The sequence below is a fragment of the Janthinobacterium sp. GW456P genome, assembly GCF_002127655.1.
Lineage (GTDB): Bacteria > Pseudomonadota > Gammaproteobacteria > Burkholderiales > Burkholderiaceae_D > Janthinobacterium.
Window position 1 is genome coordinate 335,111 of the sequence record NZ_NEHB01000002.1, and the last position, 22,140, is coordinate 357,250.

The following is a 22,140-nucleotide window of genomic DNA, read 5'->3' on the forward strand; positions in this document are numbered from 1 at the left end:
GCTATCCTTTTCATGCAAAAAACGCCGGACCATTCCGGCGCGGGGGCTACGCCATCTGGCTGATGGTCCTGCGAAAGCGCGCCAGCGCGAAGGCAAACAGGCCCGTGCCGATGGCCAGCAGGGCCAGGAACGGTTTCCATACCACGTCGATGCCGGCGCCCCGGTACAGAATCGCCTGGCTCAATTCGACGAAATGCGTGGTGGGGGCGATCAGCATGATGTTCTGCACCAGCTGCGGCATGCTCTCGCGCGGCGTACTGCCGCCCGACAGCATCTGCAGCGGCAGCAGCACAAGGATCAAGAGCATGCCGAACTGCGGCATGCTGCGTGCCACGGTGGCGAGGAAAATGCCCATCGACGTGGTGGCGAACAGGTGCAGGGCCGCGCCGCACAGGAACAGCGCGATCGAGCCTTCGATCGGCACGTGCAGCATGCCGCGCACCACCAGGTTCAGCGACAGGGCGGCGGCCAGCAGCACCACCAGGCCCATCGACCAGACCTTGCCCAGCATGATCTCGGCCGGCGTCACGGGCATCACCAGCAAATGCTCGATGGTGCCGTGTTCGCGCTCGCGGATCAGGGCCGCGCCGGTGAGGATGATCGACAGCATCGTCACCTGGTTGATGAGCTCCATCAGCGAGCCAAACCACGCCTGGCTCAGCGAGGGATTGAAGCGCGCGCGCATCACCAACTCCACGGGCGAGACGGTCGTGCCACGGTAGCGTTTGGCGAATTCGGCTATTTCGCCGGCGACGATCTGCTGGATGTAGCCGCTGCCGCTGAAGGCCTGGCTCATGCGCGTGGCGTCCACGTTCAGCTGCAATTCCGCCTGGCGCCCGCCCAGCACGTCAGCCTGCAGCTTGGGCGGGATCGTCAGCACGAAGGTGTACCGGCCCGCATCGAGGCCCGCATCGACCTGGCTCTGGTTGATCATGGCCGGCGGCGTGAACTGGGGCGGGAAGAAGGCCGAGGCGATGCGCGCGGACAGCGGCGAGCCATCCTCGTCGACGATGGCGATCGAGGCCATGTGCAGGGTTTCCGGCTTGGCCGTGGCAGCCACGTAGATGGCCAAAGTGAACGTGTAGAGAATCAGGATCAGCATCATCGGGTCGCGGATCAGGCTCCAGATTTCCTTCACGCCCAGGCGGTAGATGTTTTCAAGGTGGCGCATATCAGCTCTCCTGTTTCTTCAGCAGCGCCACCGTCACGCCGAGGATCACAGGTATGGCGACGAGCAATGGCCAGAACGAGGCGTGCAGGTCGCCGAAGCCCAGCGCCTTGTTGAACACGCCCCGGCTGATATTGAGCATGTGCGTGGCCGGGTACATCAGGCCGATCGCCTTGCCCACGCCTTCCATCGACGAGACGGGGTTGAGCAGGCCGGAAAACTGGATCGCCGGGATCATGGTGCCGATCATGGTCACGAACAGGGCCGCGATCTGGCTGCGCGTAAAGGTCGAGGCGAACAGACCGATGCCCGTGGCGCAGATATTGAAGAGGAAGGTGGCGCCGATCAGGGTCGGCAGGCTGCCCTTGATCGGCACGCCGAAGGCGGTGACCGCCAGCAGGGCCATGAGGATGAAGTTGAACATGGCCAGCACGACGTACGGCACCTGCTTGCCGAGCAAGAATTCCAGGCGCGTGACGGGCGTCACGTACAGGTTGATGATGGAACCGAGTTCCTTTTCGCGCACCACGGACAGCGCCGCCAGCATGGCCGGCAGCATCAGCAGCAGCAAGGGAATCACGGCCGGCACCATGGCGGGCAGGCTTTTCACATCCGGGTTGTAGCGGTAGCGCGTCTGGATGGCGACGGGATTGCGCATCGTGATACCGTAGCGGTGCAAGGCCTGGTCGGCCAGCCACAGCTGATGCATGCCCTGCACGTAGCCCTGCACGGTTTCGGCGCGCATCGGCATGGCGCCGTCGATCCACGCGCCCACCTGCGCCGGCGCGCCGCGCTGCACGTCGCGCGCGAAGCCCGGTGGAATCTCGATGGCCAGCGACAGTTCGCCGCTGCGCATGCGCTTGTCGATATCGGCATAATCGCGCAGTGGCGGGCGCTCGACGAAGTAGCGCGAGCCGGCCAGGTTGTTCGTGTAATTCTGGCTCAGGGTGGTCTGGTCGTGGTCGAGCACCGCGTAGCTCAAGTCTTCGACGTCCAGGCTGATGCCGAAGCCGATGACGAACAGCAGCAGCACGGAGCCGCCCAGCGCCAGGGTCAGGCGCACGGGGTCGCGGCGCAACTCCAGCGTCTCGCGCCACATATAGCTGAGCATGCGGCTCAGGCTGAAACGGCTGCGCCGGTGTTGCTGTTGCGGTGCGGCCGCTTCCGCCTTCCGCACGGGCGCTTCCGCGTCGCTATCCTGCGCCGCCGCCGTGCCGCCGCCCGCCTCTTCCAGGTAGGCGATGAACGCCGCTTCCAGCGATGGCGCGCCCTTCTTGCGCACCAGCTCAGCCGGCGCATCGCTGACCAGCACTTTACCGGCATGCATCAGCGAGATGCGGTCGCAGCGCTCGGCCTCGTTCATGAAGTGGGTCGAGATGAAGATGGTGACGCGGTCGCGCCGCGCCAGTTCGATCATCAGGCGCCAGAAATTGTCGCGCGCGATCGGGTCGACGCCGGACGTCGGTTCGTCGAGGATCAGCATTTCCGGCTTGTGCACCATGGCCACGGCCAGCGACAGGCGCTGGCGTATGCCCAGCGGCAGGCTGTCGGGCAAGTCGTCCATCACGGCGCGCAAGTCGAAGCGCTGCGCCATTTCGTCGATCCTGGCCGGGATCTCGTTTTCCGGCACGTGGAACAGGCGCGCGTGCAGCACCAGGTTCTGGCGCACCGTCAATTCGCTGTACAGGGAAAACGCCTGCGACATGTAGCCGACCCTGCGGCGCGTGTCGATATCGCTGGAATCGACCTCCTTGCCGAACAGCCAGGCCTTGCCTTCGGTGGCCGGCAGCAGGCCCGTGAGCATCTTCATGGTGGTCGACTTGCCGCAGCCGTTCGAGCCCAGGAAGCCGAAGATTTCGCCGCGGCCGATGCGGAAATTCACATGGTCGACGGCCGTGAAATCGCCGAAGCGCATGGTCAGGTCTTTGGCCTCGATGGCGACGTCCTGCGCGCTGGCGGCGTCCAGCGGGCTGATCACGACGGGCTGGTGGCCCGCGCGCTTGGCTTCGGGCAGCAGCTTGATGAAGGCCGCTTCCAGGTTGCCGCTTTCTGTGCGCGCCAGCAGTTCGGCCGGCGTGCCCGTGTCGAGTACCTTGCCGTCATCCATGGCGACGAGCCAGTCGAAACGCTGCGCCTCGTCCATGTAGGCGGTGGCCACCATCACGCTCATTTGCGGACGCTGCTGGCGGATGCCGGCGATCAGGTCCCAGAACTGGGCGCGCGCCAGCGGATCGACGCCGGTGGTCGGCTCATCGAGAATGAGCAGGTCGGGATCGTGGATCAGGGCGCAGCACAGGCCCAGCTTCTGCTTCATGCCGCCCGACAGCTTGCCCGCCGGGCGCGCCAGAAACGGCTGCAAGCCCGTGCTGCGGGTCAGCTGGTCGATGCGGCGGCGGCGCTCGGCCGCGTCATGGCCGAACAGGCGCGCGAAAAACTGCAGGTTTTCCTCGACCGACAGGGTCGGATACAGATTCTTGCCCAGTCCTTGCGGCATGTAGGCGATGCGCGGGCAGACATCGTCGCGGTGGCGCGCGTCCTGCATGTCGCCGCCCAGCGCCATCACGCTGCCCTGCTGCACGGCGCGCGCGCCGGCCACCAGCGACAGCAAGCTCGATTTGCCCACGCCATCGGGGCCGATCAGCCCCACCATGCGGCCGGCCGGCACGTCGAGGTCGACGCCGTCGAGCGCCACCGTCTTGCCGTAATGCTGGCTGACGCCCTTGATGCTGACGACAAAGGAAGTCACGTCCAGGCTCACTGCGGAACCTTCGCCGTCAGTTCAGCGGGCCATGGCTGCTTCGCATCAAGGCGCACCCAGGCCACGCCGGGCAAACCCACCTTGACCAGGGCCAGGTGCTTTTGCAACAGCTCGCGGCTGATCTGCGCCTTCACGCGGAACATCAGTTTTTGGCGCTCGCTGGCCGTTTCCACCGTCTTCGGCGTGAACTGCGCGCTGGCGGCGACGAAGGAAATCGTCGCCGGAATCACGTAATTGGGCGCCGCGTCGAGGATGAGGCGCACTTCGCCGCCCATCGCCACCTTGCCCGCCGCCGTCTCGGGCAGGAAGAAGGTCATGTAGACGTCCGACAGGTCGACCAGGTTGAGCACCTTGCCGCCGCCGGCCAGCACTTCGCCCTGCTGCGCCACCAGGTATTGCACGCGGCCGTCGCGCGGTGCCGTCAGCTGGCCATCGGCCAGGTCGGAATCGATGCGCGCGGTGGTCGCCTCGGCGGCGGCGACGGCGGAACGCGAGCCGACCACCTGCGCTTTTGCCGCATCGATGGCCGCCTGCGCCGCCGTCACCTGCGCCTTGGCCGCATTCAGGGCGGCGGCGACGCTGCGCACGCGGGCGCGGTCGTCGTCGAGTTCCTGCACCGAGGAAGCGCCTTCCTTCGACAGGGTTTCGGAACGGGCCAGGCGGCGCTTGGCCGCATCGAGTTCGCTTTCACGCTGCGCCACCATGGCCAGCGCGGCCGCCTTGTCGCTTTCGCGCACGGCCACCTGCGCCTGCGCGCCGACCACGGCGTCAAGCGCCTGCTGCTGGCGCGCCCGCGCCTCGTCGCGCTGGGCCGTCAGCGAGTCGACCTGCATGGTGGCCAGCGGCTGGCCCGCCTTGACGAAGTCGCCCTCGCGCACGAGGATCTCCTTGACCCGGCCTGCCAGCTTGGTGGCGACATCGACTTCCGTCGCTTCGATGCGCCCATTGCCGCTGACAAAACCTTCGCCAGGGCCCGTGGGGCGCATTTTTTGCCAGGCCACGTAGCCCAGCACGAGAACGGCCACGACGAGCGCCGCGGGAATGAGTTTTTTCTTCAGTTGTGGAGTCATGGTGTCGGGGCGATCAAATTAGTGGGTGGAAGCGGCGGCGGGTGCGGGTGCGCCGCCGCCCAGGGCGGCGTACAGGCTGACCTGGCTGGACAGCAGCGCGCGGCGCGTCTGCACCAGCTGCTGCTCGACCGTCAGCAGGTCGCGCTGCGCATCGAGCACTTCCAGGTAGGGCGCGGCGCCATTGTCGTAGCGCAGCTTGGCCAGGCGCGCGCGTTCGCTCTGCGCGGCCAGGGTCGTCTTGCCGATGTCGACCTGCAGCGCCAGCCAGCGCCGGTTCGACAGCGCGTCGGCCACTTCGCGGAAGGCGCCCTGCACGCTTTTTTCATAATTGGCCACGGCCACGTCGCGGCGTACCTCGGCCAGGTCCATATTGGCGCGGATGCGGCCCGCGTCAAAGATCGGCAGCACCAGGCGCGGCGCGAAATTCCAGGCGCCGCTGCCCGAGTCGAACAGGCCGCTCAACTCCGCGCTGGCCGTGCCATAACCCGCCGTCAGCGAAATCGTCGGGAAGAAGGCGGCGCGCGCGGCGCCGATATTGGCTTGCGCGGCGCGCAGCTGGTGCTCGGCGGCGATCAGGTCGGGACGCTGCGTGAGCAAGGCCGAAGGCAGGCCCGCATGCAGCGGCTGCAGCACGCTGGCGTCGTCGAAGCGGCGCACCTCACCAGCGACCGGCGCCAGGTCGACGGGGCCGCCCACCAGCTGGGCCAGCGCATGCGCCTGCACGGCGCGCGCCTGCTCCAGCTGGGCCGACAGCGACAGGGCCTGGCTGAGCAGGGTTTCCACTTGCGTCAGATCCAGCTTGGAAATCGCCCCCACCTCGAAGCGGCGCGTAAAGATACGCAGCGATTCGGCGCGGCTGTCGACGGTGGCGCGCGCCAGTTCCACGCGCTCGTCGAGTTCGCGCAAGCCGAGGTAGCCATTCGCCACCTGCGCCACCAGGGCCACGCCGACGGCGCGGCGCGCCTCGTCGCTGGCCAGCAGGGTTTGCAGCGCGCTGTCCTTCAGGCTGCGCACCCGGCCCCAGAAATCGAGTTCCCAGGCGCTCACGTTCAAGCCCGCCTGGTACTGCGCGCTCGTCATGGCGCGGCCCGTCGGACTCAGGTCGGCCGGCACGCGCGCGCGGCTGCCGGAGGCGCCCAGCGCGATGGTGGGGAACTGCTCCGCGCGCTGGATGCCATACGCGGCGCGCGCCTCTTCCACGCGCAGGGCGGCGATACGGATGTCGCGGTTGCCGGCCAGCGCCTGCGCGATCAGCGCCTGCAGGCGCGCATCGGCAAAGTAGGCTTGCCAGGCGACGTCGGGCGCCTGCGCGCCGGCCGGATCGGTTTCCGGATACTGCGCCGCCACGGGCAGCGGCGGCGGCGCATACGGCGGCGCCAGCGAGGCGCAGCCGGCCAGGGCCAGCGTGGTGGCCAGCGCGGCCATCCTGGCGCGGTTGGGCAAAGTAGAAACAGCCATGGTCATCGTCTTCCAGTCAATTCAGAATGTTGTAGCCGCCATCGACGTACAGGGTGCCGCCCGTGATGGCGCGCGCGCCGTCGCCGGCGAGGAAGGCGCACAGCGCGCCCACGTCCTCGATGGTGGCCAGGCGGCGCATGGGAGAGCGCTCGATGGCGTCGGCCATCAGGCGGTCGAAATGGGCGATGCCGGAAGCGGCCCGCGTCTCCAGTGGCCCCGGCGAGATGGCGTTGACGCGAATGCCTTGCGGCCCCAGTTCGGCCGCCAGGTAGCGCACGGACGATTCCAGCGCCGCCTTCACGGGACCCATCAGGCCATAGTCGGCGATGACCTCCTCCGCGCCTAAATAACTCATGGTCATCAGGCTGCCGCCGTCCCGCATCAGCGGTTCGGCCAGCCTGGCCATGCGCAGGAAGGAGTGGCAGGAGACGTCCATCGCCTGGGCAAAGCCGTCGGCCGAACTGTCCGTCACGCGGCCATGCAAATCCTGTTTCGGCGCATACGCGATGGAATGGACGAGGAAATCGAGCCGCCCCCACTGCCGTTCGATCTGCGCGAACAGCGCTTCGAGCTGGCCCGGCACGGACACGTCGAGCGGCGCCATGATGGCCGCCTGCACCTGCAGCGCCAGCGGCTCCACGTGCGGCCTGGCCTTGTCATTGAGCCAGGTCACGGCCAGTTCGGCACCGGCCGCGCGCAGGGCGCTGGCGCAGCCCCAGGCGATGCTTTGCGCATTGGCGATGCCCACCACCAGCCCCCGCTTGCCCTGCAGGGGCAAGTGCGGGCGCAAGTCGGCCGTCATGCCGGGACCGGACGCAGAGCGGGCCACGGCGTGGCCGCATGCACGCAGCGCACCGCGCCGGCATGCATGGCGGCGGCGCTCATGGCCAGGGTCACGCCGCCGGCGCGCGCATACGGCAAGGCAATCGGTGTATGGGGGTGTAAGGTATTGCACGCGTCAGGCGCGAGGGTCTGCATCTTCATGAATCTGGCTTCCGTCACTGAAATTCGAGGCCGGCACCAGTGCATTCTCGGGGAACTGGTACAGGGCGAAAATTACTCTACAGCATTTAGATACGTGATTCGCGATGAGTCCGGTCCGCATGCTTATCGTTTTGAGCTAGGTCAACTATAAGTGCGATTGCGGCAATGCAGCATTGATGTAAGTCAAATTTTACCGCAATATTATCTAAATGAAATATTTTTCAGGCAAGCGTGCGCCGATGCTAATTTGGCAATATTTTAGGGCTGGCGCGAAGAAAAAGGGCGCATGCCGGCAACCATGGCAATGACCTGGAAAACCAGCGGCGCCGCGCAGTGACGGAAGGCAAACGGCAGGGAGAGGCAGGAAGGGGGCCATGCTATTGCGTTGCAACATGGCCCACCATGCATTACAGGACAGGCATGAACGGCATTATTTTCCCGCGGCCGGGGCGGGACGCGAGTACAGATCGATGATGGTGCTGATGCCATCCTGGCATACGGAGCAGAAAGTCTCGCTGCGGTCGAACATGATGCATTGCATCTCTGGCCGGTAGTAGCCGGACGATTCGTAGTTCGCGCCTTCGAAGGCACCCACCGCATGGCGCTGCGGCGCCTTCGAGAACAGCTGCTGCGTGTATGCCAGGTCGGCCTTGAACAAGGCGCTCATTTCGCTTTCCGGGCGGTTGGCAGCGCGCAGGGCGGCGCGCTGCTTCTGGTACTCGCGCGCATGGCTGTCATAGGCTTCCTTCGGCCATGGCGTCGGCAGCGGCGTGCCGGCCTTGACGTGGCTCTTCCATTTCAGCTTGGCAGGATCGCGCAGCGCCGTGGCGTTCGGCTCCCACGGCTCCTGCCGTTCGCCATTCGACTGGTAGGCCACGGGCGAAGTGTAGTACTCGTCGGCCAGGCCGGCGAAATGGTGGCCGAATTCATGCACGAACAGGTAATTGGCCCAGTCGTTGTTCGCTGCCGCCGTGCTGAACTGGCCGAAGATGCCGCCGCCGCCGTAGGTATCGTTATTGACGAGGATTTCGATGAATTCGTACGGCGCGTATTGCGCCAGGTCGCGCAGCGCGCGGTTGTCCGTCGTCAGCACATAACGCTCGCTGCCGAAGATGTCGTAGCGCGTGCCCAGCGGCGAGGCGTGGTGCACGCCCGTCGATGGGCGCGACACGCCCGATTCCTGCGTCGGCGCGGCCATGGCCCACACATTGAAGTCTTTGGCCCGCTCGCGAAATGGCGAGACGGTAAACAGGTGCTCGGCCAATTTGCGCGCCGTCGCTTCGAACTTGCCCATTTCGGCGGCCGTGTAGCCATCGCCCATGATCAGCAGGTCGACCTTCTCGGACGAGGGGCCTTCGACACGGATCGGGATCGGCTTGACGGGCGCCGGCGGCTGCTTGCGGATCACGTCCTGCGCGGCCGGATCGACGTCGGTGCTCCACACGATGGAAAACAGGCCGCGCTCGTCGCGCTTGAGGATGCGCACGCGCACGGGGTGCTCGGGCTGCGGGAAGCGCACGGACTCCTGGAAGGCGCGCGTGGTGGTTTTCGCTTCGTCGGTGCTGGCCCACTCGCCGAAGATGGTGGAAAAGCCGCGCGAGTACAGCACCTTGCCCGACTTGATGTCGACCACTTCCAGCATATTGTTGCCGCGGTTGCTGTCGTCGATGGGGCGCGCCAGGTTACCCGGCCATGGCAGGGGCTCGACCAGCACGCGCTCGACCGCATAATGCTCGCCCAGCGCATTGCCGCTGTGCTGGTAATCGAGGCGCATGGTGGCCGGCAGCGGGGCATTATCGGCCTGCGCGGCGGGGACGATGCCGGCGGCCAGCGCCAGCGCGCACAGAAGGGATCGGATCGGGGTCTGCTGCATCTCATTCCTAACACGGTAGAAAAACGGGTAAAAGAAGCGGTTTTCCGAACAAACAGCGGCGCCAGCGGCGGGCATGGAAAAATCCGGTGCGGCACATTGTAGCGACAGGAATAGTCACTGCAAAGCATCCATTTCCCCCACCAGCTTGACCGCGCCACGCAATCCCTTTATATTAGACTGACTAGTCGATTAAATAAAAGGACAGCCAACCACCATGCGCACCATCGATCCCGGCAAACACGCGGCGCGACGCGACGCCATTCTCGCGGCCGCGCGCCACTGCTTCGCGCGCAAAGGCTTTCACCAGACCAGCACCGCTGCCATCTGCGCGCAGGCGGGCATGAGTCCTGGCAACCTGTTTCACTATTTCCCCACCAAGCAAGCCATCATCGCCGCCATCGTCGACCAGGAAGGCAGCGAGACGGCCGCCTATTTCGCCGGCGTGCAAGGCAGCGCCGATGCGTACGGCGCCCTGCTCGAGTTCATGGACCTGGTGCTGGCATTGGCGGCCGACGGGGACTTTGCGGGACTGGCGCTGGATATTGCCGCCGAGGCGATGCGCGACACGGACATAGCGGCCAGGGTGGCGCGCAACGACGCCAGCCTGCGCGGCGGCCTGCAAACCTTGCTGGCAGAGGCGGCCGCACAGGGCCAGATCGACGCCGCGCTGGACCCCGCGCAAACGGCCGGCTGGATCGCCGCGCTGATCGACGGCATCTTCAACCGGGTCGCCGTCGATCCCGGTTACGCGCCGCTGGCGCAGCGCGCCAGCCTGCACCTGCTGCTGGCGCGCTTCCTGCGCCCTGCCCTGGCATGAGCGCCGCCGTGCAAACCCGACCCACGCGCATCGCCGATGTCGACGCCCTGCGCGGCTGCGCCCTGTTCGGCATTTTGGTGGTCAATATCGGCGCCTTCGCCACGCCGTGGTTCGGCCTGGGCCTGACCGATCCCGCCTTTCACGGCGGCGTCGACCGCGCCACGCATTTCCTCGTCGCGCTGCTGTTCGAGACCAAGTTCTACCTGCTGTTTTCCTTCCTGTTCGGCTACAGCTTCACCTTGCAGATGCAGGCGGCCGCGCGCGCCGAGGCGCCGTTCGTGCCACGCATGCTGCGCCGGCAGGCGGGCCTGTGGCTGATCGGCGCCCTGCATGCCGTGCTGCTGTTTCATGGCGACATACTGACCACCTACGCCGTGCTGGGCATCGTGCTGCTGGCGCTGCACCGCTGCGGCGAACGCCAGGCGCTGTCCCTGGCGTTCACTCTCGTCGCCGTCTGCGCGGCCTTCTGGGCAGGCATGGCCTGGCTGCAAAGCCTGCAACCGGCGGGCGACGCGGCGGACAACGCCGTGGCGATGGCGCAAAAGGCGGCAACGGCGCTGGCCGCCTACCGCGCCACGCCGGCCGCCGTCGTCCATCAGCACTTGCGCGAACTGAGCGACATCTGGATCGTCCTGCTGCTGGTGCAGGCGCCGTGCGCGCTGGCCATGTTCCTGTGCGGCCTGGCCGCAGGCAAGCGCGAGATGCTGCTGCACGCGGCCGACTATCTGCCGCTGCGCCGCCGCCTGCTGCGGGCCGGCGCGCTGGCGGGATTGCCCGGCGCCGTTTTCTATGCCTGGACCTCCGTGTATGGCGACAGCCAGGCATGGCAGGTGGCGGGATTGGCCGTGGGCCTGGCGAGCGCGCCGCTGCTGGCCGGCGCCTACCTGGCATTGGCGCTGGCCCTGTTCGAGCGGCTGCGCGATGGCACGCTGTTTGCGCTGCTGGCCGACACGGGCCGCATGGCCCTGTCGAACTACCTGCTGCAATCGAGCGTCTGCGCCTGGCTGTTCCTCGCATATGGCATGCGGCTGATGGGCGGCGTCTCGCCGCTGGGCGCCCTGGCGCTGGCCGTCATTATCTTCAGCCTGCAGCTGCCCCTGAGCCGCTGGTGGCTGCGCGGCCACGCCTATGGCCCCGTCGAGTGGCTGCTGCGGGCCCTGACGATCGCCGCGTGGCCGCGCTGGCGGCGCTAGCGCGCCGCTTACTTGTAGCGGTACAGCGGCTGGCGCAGCTGGATGGGGCGGATGTCGAGGCGCAGCTTGAGCACCGAATACGCTTCCGCCTCGGTCGAGCTGTAGCCGACGCTGTTGACCGTTTTACTGAAGCGGAATTCGAAGCCCAGGTCCGGATACGGGTCGCGCGGGTTGCCGAAGGCGATGCCGATGGCTTCCTGCTGCGCGTTGTCGATCAGATTGCCCATCAGGTCCAGCACGGCGTTGTTACCGAGGATATCGTTGGTAAACACGGGTTCGCGCATATCGGGTTGGTTCGGATCGAGCTTGTTGTCGGCCTTGTCCGGCGAGGGCGTAAACACGCGCGTGACGAGGTTGAACTTGTCGCCCCGGTCCAGGTAACTGATGGCCGCATTGCTGATATTGAAATTTTTCACGCCGCGGTCGCTGATGGCGCCCGACAGGTCGATCAGCAGTGCGCCGCTGTAGCCGATGACTTCCACGTCGCGCATGGCGTCGACCACCATGGCGCTGTTTTCATCGATGCCGAGTCCCAGGTGATAGCCTTTTTTCAGCATCACGGGAATCATGCGCGCAAAACGCCCGCGCACCAGCAGATGCTGGTCGACGAAGACATCGCTGCCGATGAAGCCCAGGCCCGGCGCGATCTCGCGGCCATCCGTGACGCCCATCTTGAGCATGTCGAGCACGGGCTTGGCGTCATAGAACATGGTGGTGCTCATGATGGCGGCGCCGGCGCTGGAACCGGCGATCACGCCGCCGTTGCGGTAGACCGACCAGATGGCTTCCAGCGCGGCCGTGCGGCTGCCGTCCGGGCGCAGCAAGGCTTGCGTGATGCGTCCCTGGTCGCCGCCGGCAAAATAGATGCCGGTGGCCGACTTGATCTGCGTGACGATGGCAGGATCTTCGGCCGCCTTGCGGTAATCGCGGTTGGCCAGCTTGACGGCCAGCGGCACGAAAAAGGCGTCCGCGCCATATTGATTGAGCTTCCTGATGATGCTTTCACCGGACTTTTCCGGGTTCATCGCGGCCGAGGCCAGCACGGCGATGCGCGCGCCCGGACCGCCCGACAACTTGACGATGCGCTGCCAGACTTCGGCATTGTCGGCGCGCAGGCCGCCGCCGATGATGACGAGCGTGCCCTGCGGCGCGCTGCCGATGGCGCTGCCGCCGGGCGCCGCCACGGCATGGAAGCTGCACAATGCCAGCGCGAACAGCAGCACGGCGCAAAAGGTATGGTACCGGCCTGAGAATGATTTCATGATGCCTTTCGAATACAAGGAAAGGGGCGCGCACTTGTTGATACCGGCACGCGCCCTTGCTGCCAAAACTGCTGCCTGCCACCCAACTGCATCGAACTACGATACTACTTGCCGCATATGACAGCGTTATTGCGGTATCTCCAGTTTTTTTACTTGAAGCTGTAATTGGCGCTGGCGTAGAAGCGCCGGCCGCGCGGGTCAGCGTAGCTGGGGTCATAGCCGGACAGGAAGAAAAATGCCTGGTTCGAGTATGGCGGACTGGTATTGAACAGATTCTGTATACCGGCGCGCAGCTTGAACTGCTGGCTGACCGCATACGCGCCCGACATGTCCCACAAGGTGTAGGCCTTCACGCGGTTCGGCTTGACCACGCTGCCGTCGTCGGTATTGATGGCCGAGTTCTGGTCATCATAGCCGCTCGAATACGTGTTCGACAGGCTGGCCGAATACGGGCCATTGTCCCAGTCGAGGGTGATCGTATGGCGCCAGCGCTGCACCACGCCGTCCGTGACGAACTTGTTCAGATTGCTGATGAAGGCATCGCCAGGGCTGGTCTGGATCTTCGAATCGAGCACATAGGTGCCGCTCAGATGTCCGCCAAAGCGTCCCCACGCCGTTTTCACGCCATGCAGGTCGGCCGTGATATCGATGCCCGAGGCTTTTTGCGCACCGCGGTTTTCCTTGCGCAGCTCGATGTAGCGGATCTCATTGTCTTCGTCGCGGTGGACGAGGTTGCCATACTTGGACAGGTTGGACAGGATGATGTCGTCGCCGATTTCGCTGATCAGGTCCGTGCGCCTGATATTCCAGTAATCGAGGCTGAAGGTCCAGTGCTGGCTCGGTTCGAGTACCAGGCCGGCCGTGAACTGGCGGCTGCGCTCCGGCTTCAGTTTGTCGTTGCTGTAGCGGCGCGTACGCCAGTTGTCGGCGCAGACGGAGTAGTCGTTGTTCTCGGCTTCGCAGTACACGGGATCAGGCAGGGTCGCCGTCTGGCTGTAGACAGTGGGCCGATGCAGGTCCGACATCGACGGCGCGCGGAAGCCCTTGCCGGCCGAGGCGCGCAACAGCACCTCCTTGCTGGGCATGTAGGTCAGGCCGATCTTCGGGCTGAGGGCGCCGCCCACTTGCTGGTAATGGTCATAGCGGCCGGACAGCTGCGCCTGCCATTGCTTGCTAAACGGCAATAGCAATTCACTATAGATGGCCTGCACGCTGCGGCTGTCGCTGGTGGCCACGCCGCCTTCGGGCGCGTCATCGTTGGTGATGTTACCGCTCATTAGCAACGCGGATGGCCGGAAATCCGTGCGCTCGCGCCGCACTTCGCCGCCCACCGCCAACGCCATGTCGCCGCCGCCCATGGCCATCAAGGCACGCGACATCTTGAAATCGAGCGCATCCATGACGCCGCGCGCGTGCCGCACTTCGTCGTTGACCTGGATGCTCTCGAGCAGCGCCTTGCCCGCCGCACTGGAGGGGCCGAAGGGATTGATGGTGCCATCCGTGATGCCCTTTTGTAGCTGGTCGGCCAGGAGGTAGCCGTGCGTGTCCTTGTCCCTGACCACATTGACGCTGTGATTCAAGCCCACGTCGTAATCCCAGCCGCCGACGGTGCCGGTGGCGCCCACCACATAACGCTGGCTTTCGCTGGTCAATTCGCTGGTGCGCATGCCTGCTTCGTTGAGGCGGATGCGCAGGGCCAGCGTGCCAGTCAACCCGGCAGCGTTCAGCTGCGGCACCATGCTGGCGTCGATTTCGCCATCCGGCCGCGCTGTCGATCCCACGTAATAGCTGCGCGAGCGGCTCAACGCCACCTCCGCATACAATTGGTGATCGTTGTTCAATTTGAGGACGCCGCGCGTGAGCAGGTTCTGCTTGTCCGTTTTGGGATACAGCTCGGTGTCGCCCATGTAGTTATAGGTACACGCATCGACGCCGCCCGTACCCGCAGGCAGGTACACATTGGCCGGTCCGCTGCAGCCTGGAATCGACAGGTTGATCAGGCGATTCGTGATCGGCTGGCCATTGAGCAGGAAGCCCTGCTCCTGCAGGTAGTCGCGCTGGTCGCTGGAGAGGCGGATATTGGCCGGACTGGTGTAGCTGGACAGCAAATGGCCGAGGCGTTGCGGCACATGCAGGTGCGGAATGAACTTGCGCTGCGACGTGCTCAGACGGTCGGTTTTTTGCAGGTCGACCACGGCAAAGATATTGTAGCCATCGGCCGCCAGGTCGCCCGTGCCGGCGGTGATGCTGGCCGTGCGCTTGCCGGCGCCGCCTTCGTCGGTGCGGCTGCCGTAGACGTTCAGCTCCACGCCCTGGTAATCCTTGCGCGTAATAAAATTGATGACGCCGCCGATGGCGTCCGTGCCGTACAGGGCCGAGGCGCCGTCGAGCAGCACTTCCACGCGCTGCAGGGCGGCGGCGGGAATGTTGTTCAGGTCCACGCCCGCATCGTCGCCGGGCGAGGCAAAGTTGGCCATGCGCCGGCCATTGAGCAGCACCAGGGTCGATGACGTGCCCACGCCGCGCAAGTTGGCGCTGTTGAAGCCGCGCTGGTCGCCGCCCACGTTGATGCTGACGCCGTCCGTCAGGCCGCCCACGTTGGCCGAGACGCGCCCCATCAGCTCGGCCGCCGTCGTCACGCCCGCCTTTTCGATCTCGGCCCGCGTGATAACCTGCACGGGCAGCGCCGTCTCCGACTCCAGCCGCTTGATGGCCGACCCCGTGATTTCCACGCGCGGCATTTTTTTCGGCGCCGGCTCCACGTCCGGCCCCTGCTCCTGCGCCTGCGCGCCGCCGGCCAGCATGCCCAGCGCCGCCGACACGCTCAGGGCCCCCAGCGCCAGCCGCACGCCTTGCGCCAGCACCGACTCGCGTGGCAAGGAGCCGCCGTCCTGTTTTTTCATCTGCATTGTCATTCTCCCCGGATGTTGATGCCTGATTTTTATAATGATTTTGGGACTGCCTTGCGCTGCCTTGACGCTGTTTTCCGCGCGCCCTGCACGCCATGTTCGCCGCCATACAGATAGGCGGAGATGACTTCGCTCAAGCGGGCCGCTTTTTCTACGTTCTTCCTGTTCGATACCATCAGCGCCACGGCCAGTGCCTCGATCATGGCCAGCGCCGTGCTGGCGCTGCTGGGCAGGACGGGATGCGTGCTTTGCGCATACAGCGCGTGGTCGGCCAGTTCGGCCAGGGGCGACGCGGGCGAGTCGGTGAGCGCCACGATGCAGGCGCCGCGGTCGCGCGCAAAGCTGGCCAGGCCGATGCAGTCGCGCGTGTAGCGGGGGAACGAGATCACCACGAGCACGTCCTGCGCCGTCAGGTTGACCAGGTGACCGGCCGCCACTTCCGAGCCGCCGATGCCCACCACTTCCACCACGTGCGGGCAAAACGGCTGCAGATGCTGCACCAGCATGCCCGCCAAGTTGGCCGACAAGCCGAAACCCATCACGTACACGACCTTGGCGCGCGTCAGGCGGCGCACCACGGCCAGCATGGCGGGCGGCGACAGGGCATCGGACGTGGCGGCGATGTTCGCGGCCGCATATTCCAGGCTTTCCGTGATGGGCGAGGTGGCGCGCGCGCGCCGTTCTATCGTGCGGCGCAGTTTGTCGACCGGCTGCAGCAGCGATTGCAGGGTTTCGGCCATGGCGCCGCGCATGGCCGAGTAATTCTTCTGACCGATATCGCGCGCGAAGCGGCTGATGGTGGCCGTCGACACCTGGCAGCTGTCGGCCAGTTCCTCGATGCCCAGCGCCGTCACGCGCATCTGGTTGCGCAGCAGGTAATCGGCGATCTGCCGCTGCGAAGCCGAGCCGCCGACCAGCACGTGCATCAGCGCCTGCCCCAGCGGCGATTGCGCGAAGGCGGCATCGGGCGACGCCAGCGTGGTGGCAAGTGGCGTGGGGGCGCTGCTTCTGGCAGGACTGGCGGATGCTCTCATATCACTGGCGGCCTGTATTCTTGGGCACGGCGACTCACTGGAAGAAGGGGAAATCGGGTCGCTGGAACTTACTGTACTCATATCAAAAAGAAAACTCAACAAATATTTGTAAAAGGATTTTCATTGATTTACTTCGTGAAAATATTGCTACATAATCGACCGGAATCCATCAACCATGCACCTTTTCGGGGCGCCCACCATGCAAGTACAACAGCATTCCATCTCCACCGCGCACGCCAGCATGTCATGCCAATTGAGCAGCTTCCACTTCGGCACAGCGGCCGCCACCAGCCGCAGCGGCAAGAAGGTCTACATCCAGGCGGCGCTGCATGCGGACGAGGTACCGGGCATGCTGGTGTCGCAATTCTTGCGCCGCGAACTGCTGGCGCTCGAGGCGGCAGGCAAGGTGCACGGCGAAATCATCCTGGTGCCGGCCGCCAACCCGATCGGCCTAGCGCAAGCCATCCATGGCGCGCCGTTCGGCCGCTTCGACCTGACCACCGGCATCAACTTCAACCGCGCCTACCGCCACGTGGCCGATGAATTGAAAACCACGCTCGATGGCCAGCTGGGACAGGATGCGCAAGCCAACGTGGCGCTGATACGCGAGCATGCGCGCGCCGCCGTCGCCGCCTGGCGGCCGGGCACGGATGCGGAGACGCTGAAGAAAACCCTGCTGGGCATGGCCATCGACGCCGACATCGTGCTCGACCTGCATTGCGATAACGAAGCGGCCCTGCATATCTATACAGGCACGCCGCTGGCGGCGCGGATCGCGCCCCTGTTCGCGCTCCTGGGCGCGCGCGCCGTGCTGCTGGAACTGGCGGCCGGCGAAGAGCCGTTCGACGAAGCCTGCAGCCGGTTGTGGTGGGATCTCGACGCGCACTTCGGCGGCCGCTATCCGATTCCCGCCGCATGCCTGTCGACCACCGTCGAACTGCGCGGCGAAGTGGAAGTGAGCTATGCCCTGGCCGAACGCGACGCCACCGCCCTGCTGCGCTTTCTCGCCATCGAGGGCGTGCTGGAGATAGCCGGCGCCGGCGACGGCCTGCCCGCGCCGCAATGCGCGCCGACGCCGCTGGCCGGCGTGGAACCGATCCTCGCGCCGCATCACGGCGTGCTGGTCTACCTGCGCGAGATGGGCGACGTGCTGGCCGCCGGCGACGCGGTGGCCGACCTGATCGATCCCGTCAGCGGCGAGACGACGACCTTGCGCTGCACCGTCGCCGGGGTCTTTTTTGCGCGCAGCGCCCACCGCCACGTCCTGCGCGGCATGAACGTCGGCAAGGTCGCAGGCAGCATCGCCTACCGCGGCGGCAGCCTGCTGAGCCAATAAGTGACACTCATGAGAAAATTCAAGCTCCCGAATACCTTCGTCCTGCTGTGCGCCATCCTGGCCATGATCGCCATGGCCACCTGGCTGGTGCCGGGCGGGAAATTCGACACCCAGCTGGTCAACGGCAAGCAGCTGATCATCCCCGGCACGTTTCATTACGTCGACAACAAGCCGCAGGGCCTGGCCGCCCTGATGATGGCGCCCATCAAGGGCTTCGTCGACGCCAGCCTGATCATCGGCTTCGTGCTGATCGTCGGCGGCGCCTTCGCCGTGCTGCAAAAAACGGAAGCCTTCGATTCGCTGATCAAGGCCATCGCCAAGGCGCATACCAGCTCGCGCTTCGTGCGCGCCGCCATCATCCCCGTCTTCTTCACCATGTTCTCGCTGGGCGGCGCCACTTTCGGCATGAACGAGGAAGCGATTCCCTTCATCCTGATCTTCGTGCCGCTGGCGCTGGCGCTTGGCTACGACACCATCACGGGCGTGTCGATACCCTTCATCGGCTCGCAGGTGGGCTTTTCCGCCGCCTTTTTAAATCCGTTCAACGTCGGCATCGCGCAGGGCATCGCGGGCGTGCCGATCTTTTCCGGCATCGGCTACCGCCTGATCGTGTGGGCCGTCGCCACGGCGGTCAGCATCGTGTTTTTGATGTGGTACGCGGCGCGCATCAAGCGCCATCCGGAAAAAAGCCCGACCTACCTGCTCGATATCGAAAAACGCAGCGAACATTCGATGGACCTGGACAGCTTTGCCGGCATGACGCGCACGCACCGCGCCGTGCTGTGGATCTTCATGGCGACCCTGCTGACGATGGTCGTCGGCGTCGTCAAGTACGACTGGTTCATCGATGAAATCGCCGCCCTGTTTCTGGTGATGGCCATCATCGTCGGCCTGGTCGGTCGGCTCGACATGGACAGCCTGGTCGCATCCTTCGTCCAGGGTGCGCGCGACATGGTCAGCGTGGCGCTGGTCATCGCGCTGGCGCGCGGCACCATGATCCTGGCGCGCGACGCGCAGATCATCGACACCATGCTGCATGCATTGACGCCCCTGGTGGCCTCGTCGAGTCCCGTCTTCGCCGCGCAAAAAATGTTCTTCATGCAGTCGGTGATCAACTTCTTCATCCACTCGGGCAGCGGCCAGGCGGCGCTGACCATGCCCATCATGGCGCCGCTGGCCGACCTGGTGGGCGTGACGCGCCAGACGGCCATCCTGGCCTTCCAGTTCGGCGAATTCACCACGCCGATGATCCCCACGTCCGGCATCACCGTCGGCGTTCTGGCGCTGGCGCGCGTGCCCTGGATTACCTGGGCCAAGTGGATGATCCCGCTGCAGCTGATCTACCTGGTGCTGGCGCTGCTGCTCTTGATTCCGCCGTGTCTCATGCACTGGCAGTGAGCGCTGGCCTGGCTGCCCAGGCAGTCAACGCTGGTAGATATCCGGCACATACCGCTCCATCAGCGTCTCCGGCCTGAGCGGCGCCGTAAAGCCGTAGCGCGCATACAATTCATGCGCCGTGCTGGTGGCCAGCATGAAGCGGCGCAAGCCCTGCAAGCCGGGATGCGCCGTCACGGCCTCCATCAGGCGCCGGCTGTAGCCACGGCCGCGGTATTCTTCCAGCACATACACGTCGACCAGATAGGCAAACGTGGCGTAGTCGGTGACCACGCGGGCGAACGCCACCTGACGGCCGTCCAGCGTGCCGCCAAAGCAGAGCGAATGGTCGATCGCGCGCTGTACGGTAGCCAGCGGGATGCCGATGGCCCATGTCGATTGCGTGCTGAGAAAATGGTGAATGGCTGGAACGTCGAGTTCCGCCTTGTCGGTGCTGATCATCAGGTGTGACATCGCGCTGGCCCTGCTATCGTTGAAAAACACGATCATCGGCCTTTTTGCTGCGGCTGTCACCAGGGCTCGATAGAAGCGGGGGCGCCGCCCGTTCTGCCTGTCCGTGATGCGGTGTTGCTGTTTGCTGCCGATGCTTCTTGTACTGCCGGCAATGCCATCGCCGCGCTTACAGGGCGGCTTTTTCTGCGGCGCTCAAGCGCTTGGCGCTGACGTACACGGTGTGCATGGTGGCTTGATCGGCGCTGGCGGCGATGGGGGCCGGCGCGGCGCGGAACTTCGGCACGGCGGCGGTAGCCAGGCTGGTGGCGGCGGCGACGGCGATGATGGCAACGAAGATGGCTTCCATGTTTTTAGCGATGTTCATGATGGTGTCCTTTGGGTGGCTGCTTGTGTGTTGCGATGATTGAACTGTAGGCCGAGCCTCCCTGAACTGCCATCGGATTGCGACCAAACGCACGATACGCGGGACAGAATACAAAAAGCCCGGATGAAACGCACAACAGGCCATCGCCGTGGCATTTGAGGCTGGCCAGCCCCGTTCCTGGCCATTTCAGCGCCCTGCAAGCCCCTAAAAGCCCTACCGCCGGCCAACCTTGTTTATAATCGCCCTACACTAAAGGACTTCTTTCATGACTGATCAATTCTCCAAAAAGGGCGAAGCCTGGTCGGCCCGGTTTTCCGAACCGGTCTCGGACCTCGTCAAGCGCTACACAGCTTCTGTATTTTTTGACAAGCGCCTGGCGCTGTTCGACATCGAAGGTTCGCTGGCCCATGCGGAAATGCTGCATGCGCAAGCCATCATCAGCCCGGCCGACTACGCGGAAATTCAGCGCGGCATGGCGCAAATCTCGCAGGAAATCGCCGCCGGCCAGTTCGAATGGCTGCTGGACCTGGAAGACGTCCACCTGAATATCGAAAAACGCCTGACCGAACTGGTAGGCGATGCGGGCAAGCGCTTGCACACGGGCCGTTCGCGCAACGACCAGGTGGCAACCGACATCCGCCTGTATGTGCGTTCCGCCATCGACGACATCACCGCCCTGCTGGCGACGTTGCGCGGCGCGCTGACGGACCTGGCCGAGCAGCATGCCGACACCATCATGCCGGGCTTTACCCACATGCAGGTGGCCCAGCCGATCACCTTCGGCCACCACATGCTGGCGTACGTCGAAATGTTCGGCCGCGACGCCGAGCGCATGATGGATACCCGCAAGCGCGTCAACCGCCTGCCGCTGGGCGCCGCCGCCCTGGCCGGCACCACCTTCCCCATTGACCGCCTGCGCGTGGCCAAGACCCTGGGCTTCGACGACGTGTGCCACAACTCGCTCGACGCCGTGTCGGACCGCGACTTCGCCATCGAATTTTGCGCCGCCTCCGCCGTGCTGATGATGCACGTGTCGCGCATGGCCGAAGAGCTGGTGATCTGGATGAGCCCACGCATCGGCTTCATCGACATCGCCGACCGCTTCTGCACCGGTTCGTCGATCATGCCGCAAAAGAAAAACCCGGACGTGCCGGAACTGGCACGCGGCAAGACGGGCCGCGTGTATGGCCACCTGATCGGCCTCTTGACCCTGATGAAAGGCCAGCCGCTGGCCTACAACAAGGACAACCAGGAAGACAAGGAACCGCTGTTCGACACCGTCGATACCGTCATCGACACACTGCGCATCTTCGCCGACATGGCCGGCGGCATCACGGTCAAACCGGAAGCCATGCGCGCGGCCGCCCTGCAAGGTTACGCCACGGCGACCGACCTGGCCGACTACCTGGTCAAGAAAGGCTTGCCGTTCCGCGACGCCCATGAAGCGGTGGCCCTGGCCGTACGCGCCTGCGTCGACGCCGGTTGCGACCTGGCCGACCTGTCGCTGGAGCAGTTGCGCGCGTTTTCGCCGCTGACCGGTGAAGACGTATTCGAGGTGCTGACCTTGGAAGGCTCCGTTGCCGCACGCGACCACGTGGGCGGCACCGCGCCACGCCAGGTACGCGAAGCGATCGCCCGCGTGCGTACGCAGCTGGAAAAATAAAACCGGTTCTTGCCGGCAAACGCCCCGCTGCAGCGATGCAGCGGGGCGTTTTTCATGGCTATGTCACCATCAGATGTGGGAACACTCCCAGCGTTGCCTTCAATAATGTTTCCGGCGAGCGGATACGCCCGGCGTCGAGTATCCAGCGCCAGCCCAGGTAATTCGGCAGGTAACGGGACGCCACGCCGTGAAAGGGCCCTAGCCATGCCCGCAGGCGGCTGTGATATGCGTTGACGTTCTGTACATGCGCGGCACCCTGCACGCGGATGCCTGCGCGCAAATTGACGGCCTGGTGGCTGATCCCCGCTTCCTTGGCAAAGGCGCGATAGGCGGCATGGCCGTCGGTGACCAGCAAAATGTCCTTGTCGATGAAGCGTGGCAGGCAGGCATGCAGCTGCGCTGT

The 22,140-nt window shown here is 65.2% G+C and carries 18 protein-coding genes; 5 read left to right on the plus strand and 13 right to left on the minus strand.

What is annotated here, in order from left to right; translation table 11 throughout:
• Positions 1 to 46: 46 nt before the first annotated feature.
• The 7 genes from CBW66_RS03895 to CBW66_RS03925 form a co-directional block, all read right to left on the minus strand.
• Positions 47 to 1,171: an ABC transporter permease gene (locus CBW66_RS03895; RefSeq protein WP_086137122.1), complete on the minus strand. Its 1,125-nt coding sequence runs from the start codon at positions 1,169 to 1,171 to the stop codon at positions 47 to 49.
• 1 nt (position 1,172) lies between these two features.
• Positions 1,173 to 3,920, minus strand: a complete 2,748-nt coding sequence (gene rbbA / locus CBW66_RS03900) for a ribosome-associated ATPase/putative transporter RbbA (protein ID WP_086137228.1) — start codon at positions 3,918 to 3,920, stop codon at positions 1,173 to 1,175.
• Between the two features lie 2 nt (positions 3,921 to 3,922).
• Positions 3,923 to 4,996 carry an HlyD family secretion protein gene (locus CBW66_RS03905; RefSeq protein ID WP_086137123.1) on the minus strand — a complete coding sequence of 358 codons (1,074 nt, stop codon included), beginning with the start codon at positions 4,994 to 4,996 and terminating at the stop codon, positions 3,923 to 3,925.
• 18 nt (positions 4,997 to 5,014) lie between these two features.
• Complete coding sequence (locus tag CBW66_RS03910; protein WP_086137124.1) at positions 5,015 to 6,460, minus strand: efflux transporter outer membrane subunit; 1,446 nt, start codon at positions 6,458 to 6,460, stop codon at positions 5,015 to 5,017.
• Positions 6,461 to 6,470: 10 nt separating this feature from the next.
• Positions 6,471 to 7,256: an enoyl-ACP reductase FabI gene (fabI, locus tag CBW66_RS03915; protein ID WP_086137125.1), complete on the minus strand. Its 786-nt coding sequence runs from the start codon at positions 7,254 to 7,256 to the stop codon at positions 6,471 to 6,473.
• Positions 7,253 to 7,438 carry a hypothetical protein gene (locus tag CBW66_RS03920; RefSeq protein WP_086137126.1) on the minus strand — a complete coding sequence of 62 codons (186 nt, stop codon included), beginning with the start codon at positions 7,436 to 7,438 and terminating at the stop codon, positions 7,253 to 7,255. Before CBW66_RS03920 ends, fabI begins: the two co-directional genes overlap by 4 nt.
• A 430-nt stretch (positions 7,439 to 7,868) precedes the next feature.
• Complete coding sequence (locus CBW66_RS03925; protein WP_086137127.1) at positions 7,869 to 9,311, minus strand: IgA Peptidase M64; 1,443 nt, start codon at positions 9,309 to 9,311, stop codon at positions 7,869 to 7,871.
• 214 nt (positions 9,312 to 9,525) lie between these two features.
• Here CBW66_RS03925 and CBW66_RS03930 point away from each other — a divergent pair, with 214 nt between their 5' ends.
• Positions 9,526 to 10,128 (plus strand): TetR/AcrR family transcriptional regulator, encoded by a 603-nt coding sequence (locus CBW66_RS03930; protein WP_086137128.1) that lies wholly within the window; start codon positions 9,526 to 9,528, stop codon positions 10,126 to 10,128.
• On the plus strand, positions 10,125 to 11,321 hold the full coding sequence (locus CBW66_RS03935) for a DUF418 domain-containing protein (protein ID WP_086137129.1): 1,197 nt from the start codon (positions 10,125 to 10,127) through the stop codon (positions 11,319 to 11,321). Before CBW66_RS03930 ends, CBW66_RS03935 begins: the two co-directional genes overlap by 4 nt.
• 8 nt (positions 11,322 to 11,329) lie before the next feature.
• Here the strand turns inward: CBW66_RS03935 and CBW66_RS03940 are convergent, their stop codons facing one another.
• The 3 genes from CBW66_RS03940 to CBW66_RS03950 form a co-directional block, all read right to left on the minus strand.
• Positions 11,330 to 12,583, minus strand: a complete 1,254-nt coding sequence (locus tag CBW66_RS03940) for a cyanophycinase (protein ID WP_086137229.1) — start codon at positions 12,581 to 12,583, stop codon at positions 11,330 to 11,332.
• A 149-nt stretch (positions 12,584 to 12,732) separates the two neighbouring features.
• Entirely contained in the window at positions 12,733 to 15,492 is a 2,760-nt protein-coding gene (locus CBW66_RS03945) for a TonB-dependent receptor (RefSeq protein WP_086137130.1), read from the minus strand.
• A 32-nt stretch (positions 15,493 to 15,524) separates the two neighbouring features.
• Positions 15,525 to 16,526: a MurR/RpiR family transcriptional regulator gene (locus CBW66_RS03950; RefSeq protein WP_086137131.1), complete on the minus strand. Its 1,002-nt coding sequence runs from the start codon at positions 16,524 to 16,526 to the stop codon at positions 15,525 to 15,527.
• Between the two features lie 199 nt (positions 16,527 to 16,725).
• Between CBW66_RS03950 and CBW66_RS03955 the strand changes: the two genes are divergently transcribed.
• Together CBW66_RS03955 and CBW66_RS03960 are read left to right on the plus strand one after the other, a co-directional pair.
• Positions 16,726 to 17,862 (plus strand): succinylglutamate desuccinylase/aspartoacylase family protein, encoded by a 1,137-nt coding sequence (locus tag CBW66_RS03955; protein WP_086137132.1) that lies wholly within the window; start codon positions 16,726 to 16,728, stop codon positions 17,860 to 17,862.
• 9 nt (positions 17,863 to 17,871) lie between these two features.
• Complete coding sequence (locus CBW66_RS03960) at positions 17,872 to 19,260, plus strand: YfcC family protein (protein WP_086137133.1); 1,389 nt, start codon at positions 17,872 to 17,874, stop codon at positions 19,258 to 19,260.
• Between the two features lie 24 nt (positions 19,261 to 19,284).
• Here the strand turns inward: CBW66_RS03960 and CBW66_RS03965 are convergent, their stop codons facing one another.
• Positions 19,285 to 19,710 (minus strand): GNAT family N-acetyltransferase, encoded by a 426-nt coding sequence (locus CBW66_RS03965; RefSeq protein WP_086137230.1) that lies wholly within the window; start codon positions 19,708 to 19,710, stop codon positions 19,285 to 19,287.
• 166 nt (positions 19,711 to 19,876) lie between these two features.
• Positions 19,877 to 20,074, minus strand: coding sequence for a hypothetical protein (locus CBW66_RS03970; RefSeq protein WP_086137134.1), 198 nt, complete (start codon positions 20,072 to 20,074; stop codon positions 19,877 to 19,879).
• Positions 20,075 to 20,339: 265 nt separating this feature from the next.
• Here CBW66_RS03970 and argH point away from each other — a divergent pair, with 265 nt between their 5' ends.
• Positions 20,340 to 21,737 (plus strand): argininosuccinate lyase, encoded by a 1,398-nt coding sequence (gene argH, locus CBW66_RS03975; RefSeq protein ID WP_086137135.1) that lies wholly within the window; start codon positions 20,340 to 20,342, stop codon positions 21,735 to 21,737.
• 58 nt (positions 21,738 to 21,795) lie between these two features.
• On the opposite strand, the gene CBW66_RS29325 is transcribed toward argH, so the two are convergent.
• On the minus strand, positions 21,796 to 22,140 hold a 345-nt coding region (locus CBW66_RS29325; RefSeq protein ID WP_253251332.1), incomplete at its 5' end, for an IS1595 family transposase.

Bases quoted from the DNA above. Each gene is read 5' to 3' on its own strand.
- CBW66_RS03895 (WP_086137122.1), bottom strand. From the start codon at position 1,171: ATGCGCCACCTTGAAAACATCTACCGCCTGGGCGTGAAGGAAATCTGG.
- CBW66_RS03905 (WP_086137123.1), bottom strand. From the start codon at position 4,996: ATGACTCCACAACTGAAGAAAAAACTCATTCCCGCGGCGCTCGTCGTG.
- CBW66_RS03910 (WP_086137124.1), bottom strand. From the start codon at position 6,460: ATGACCATGGCTGTTTCTACTTTGCCCAACCGCGCCAGGATGGCCGCG.
- fabI (WP_086137125.1), bottom strand. From the start codon at position 7,256: ATGACGGCCGACTTGCGCCCGCACTTGCCCCTGCAGGGCAAGCGGGGG.
- CBW66_RS03920 (WP_086137126.1), bottom strand. From the start codon at position 7,438: ATGAAGATGCAGACCCTCGCGCCTGACGCGTGCAATACCTTACACCCC.
- CBW66_RS03925 (WP_086137127.1), bottom strand. From the start codon at position 9,311: ATGCAGCAGACCCCGATCCGATCCCTTCTGTGCGCGCTGGCGCTGGCC.
- CBW66_RS03930 (WP_086137128.1), top strand. From the start codon at position 9,526: ATGCGCACCATCGATCCCGGCAAACACGCGGCGCGACGCGACGCCATT.
- CBW66_RS03935 (WP_086137129.1), top strand. From the start codon at position 10,125: ATGAGCGCCGCCGTGCAAACCCGACCCACGCGCATCGCCGATGTCGAC.
- CBW66_RS03940 (WP_086137229.1), bottom strand. From the start codon at position 12,583: ATGAAATCATTCTCAGGCCGGTACCATACCTTTTGCGCCGTGCTGCTG.
- CBW66_RS03945 (WP_086137130.1), bottom strand. From the start codon at position 15,492: ATGCAGATGAAAAAACAGGACGGCGGCTCCTTGCCACGCGAGTCGGTG.
- CBW66_RS03950 (WP_086137131.1), bottom strand. From the start codon at position 16,526: ATGAGAGCATCCGCCAGTCCTGCCAGAAGCAGCGCCCCCACGCCACTT.
- CBW66_RS03955 (WP_086137132.1), top strand. From the start codon at position 16,726: ATGCAAGTACAACAGCATTCCATCTCCACCGCGCACGCCAGCATGTCA.
- CBW66_RS03960 (WP_086137133.1), top strand. From the start codon at position 17,872: ATGAGAAAATTCAAGCTCCCGAATACCTTCGTCCTGCTGTGCGCCATC.
- CBW66_RS03965 (WP_086137230.1), bottom strand. From the start codon at position 19,710: ATGTCACACCTGATGATCAGCACCGACAAGGCGGAACTCGACGTTCCA.
- CBW66_RS03970 (WP_086137134.1), bottom strand. From the start codon at position 20,074: ATGAACATCGCTAAAAACATGGAAGCCATCTTCGTTGCCATCATCGCC.
- argH (WP_086137135.1), top strand. From the start codon at position 20,340: ATGACTGATCAATTCTCCAAAAAGGGCGAAGCCTGGTCGGCCCGGTTT.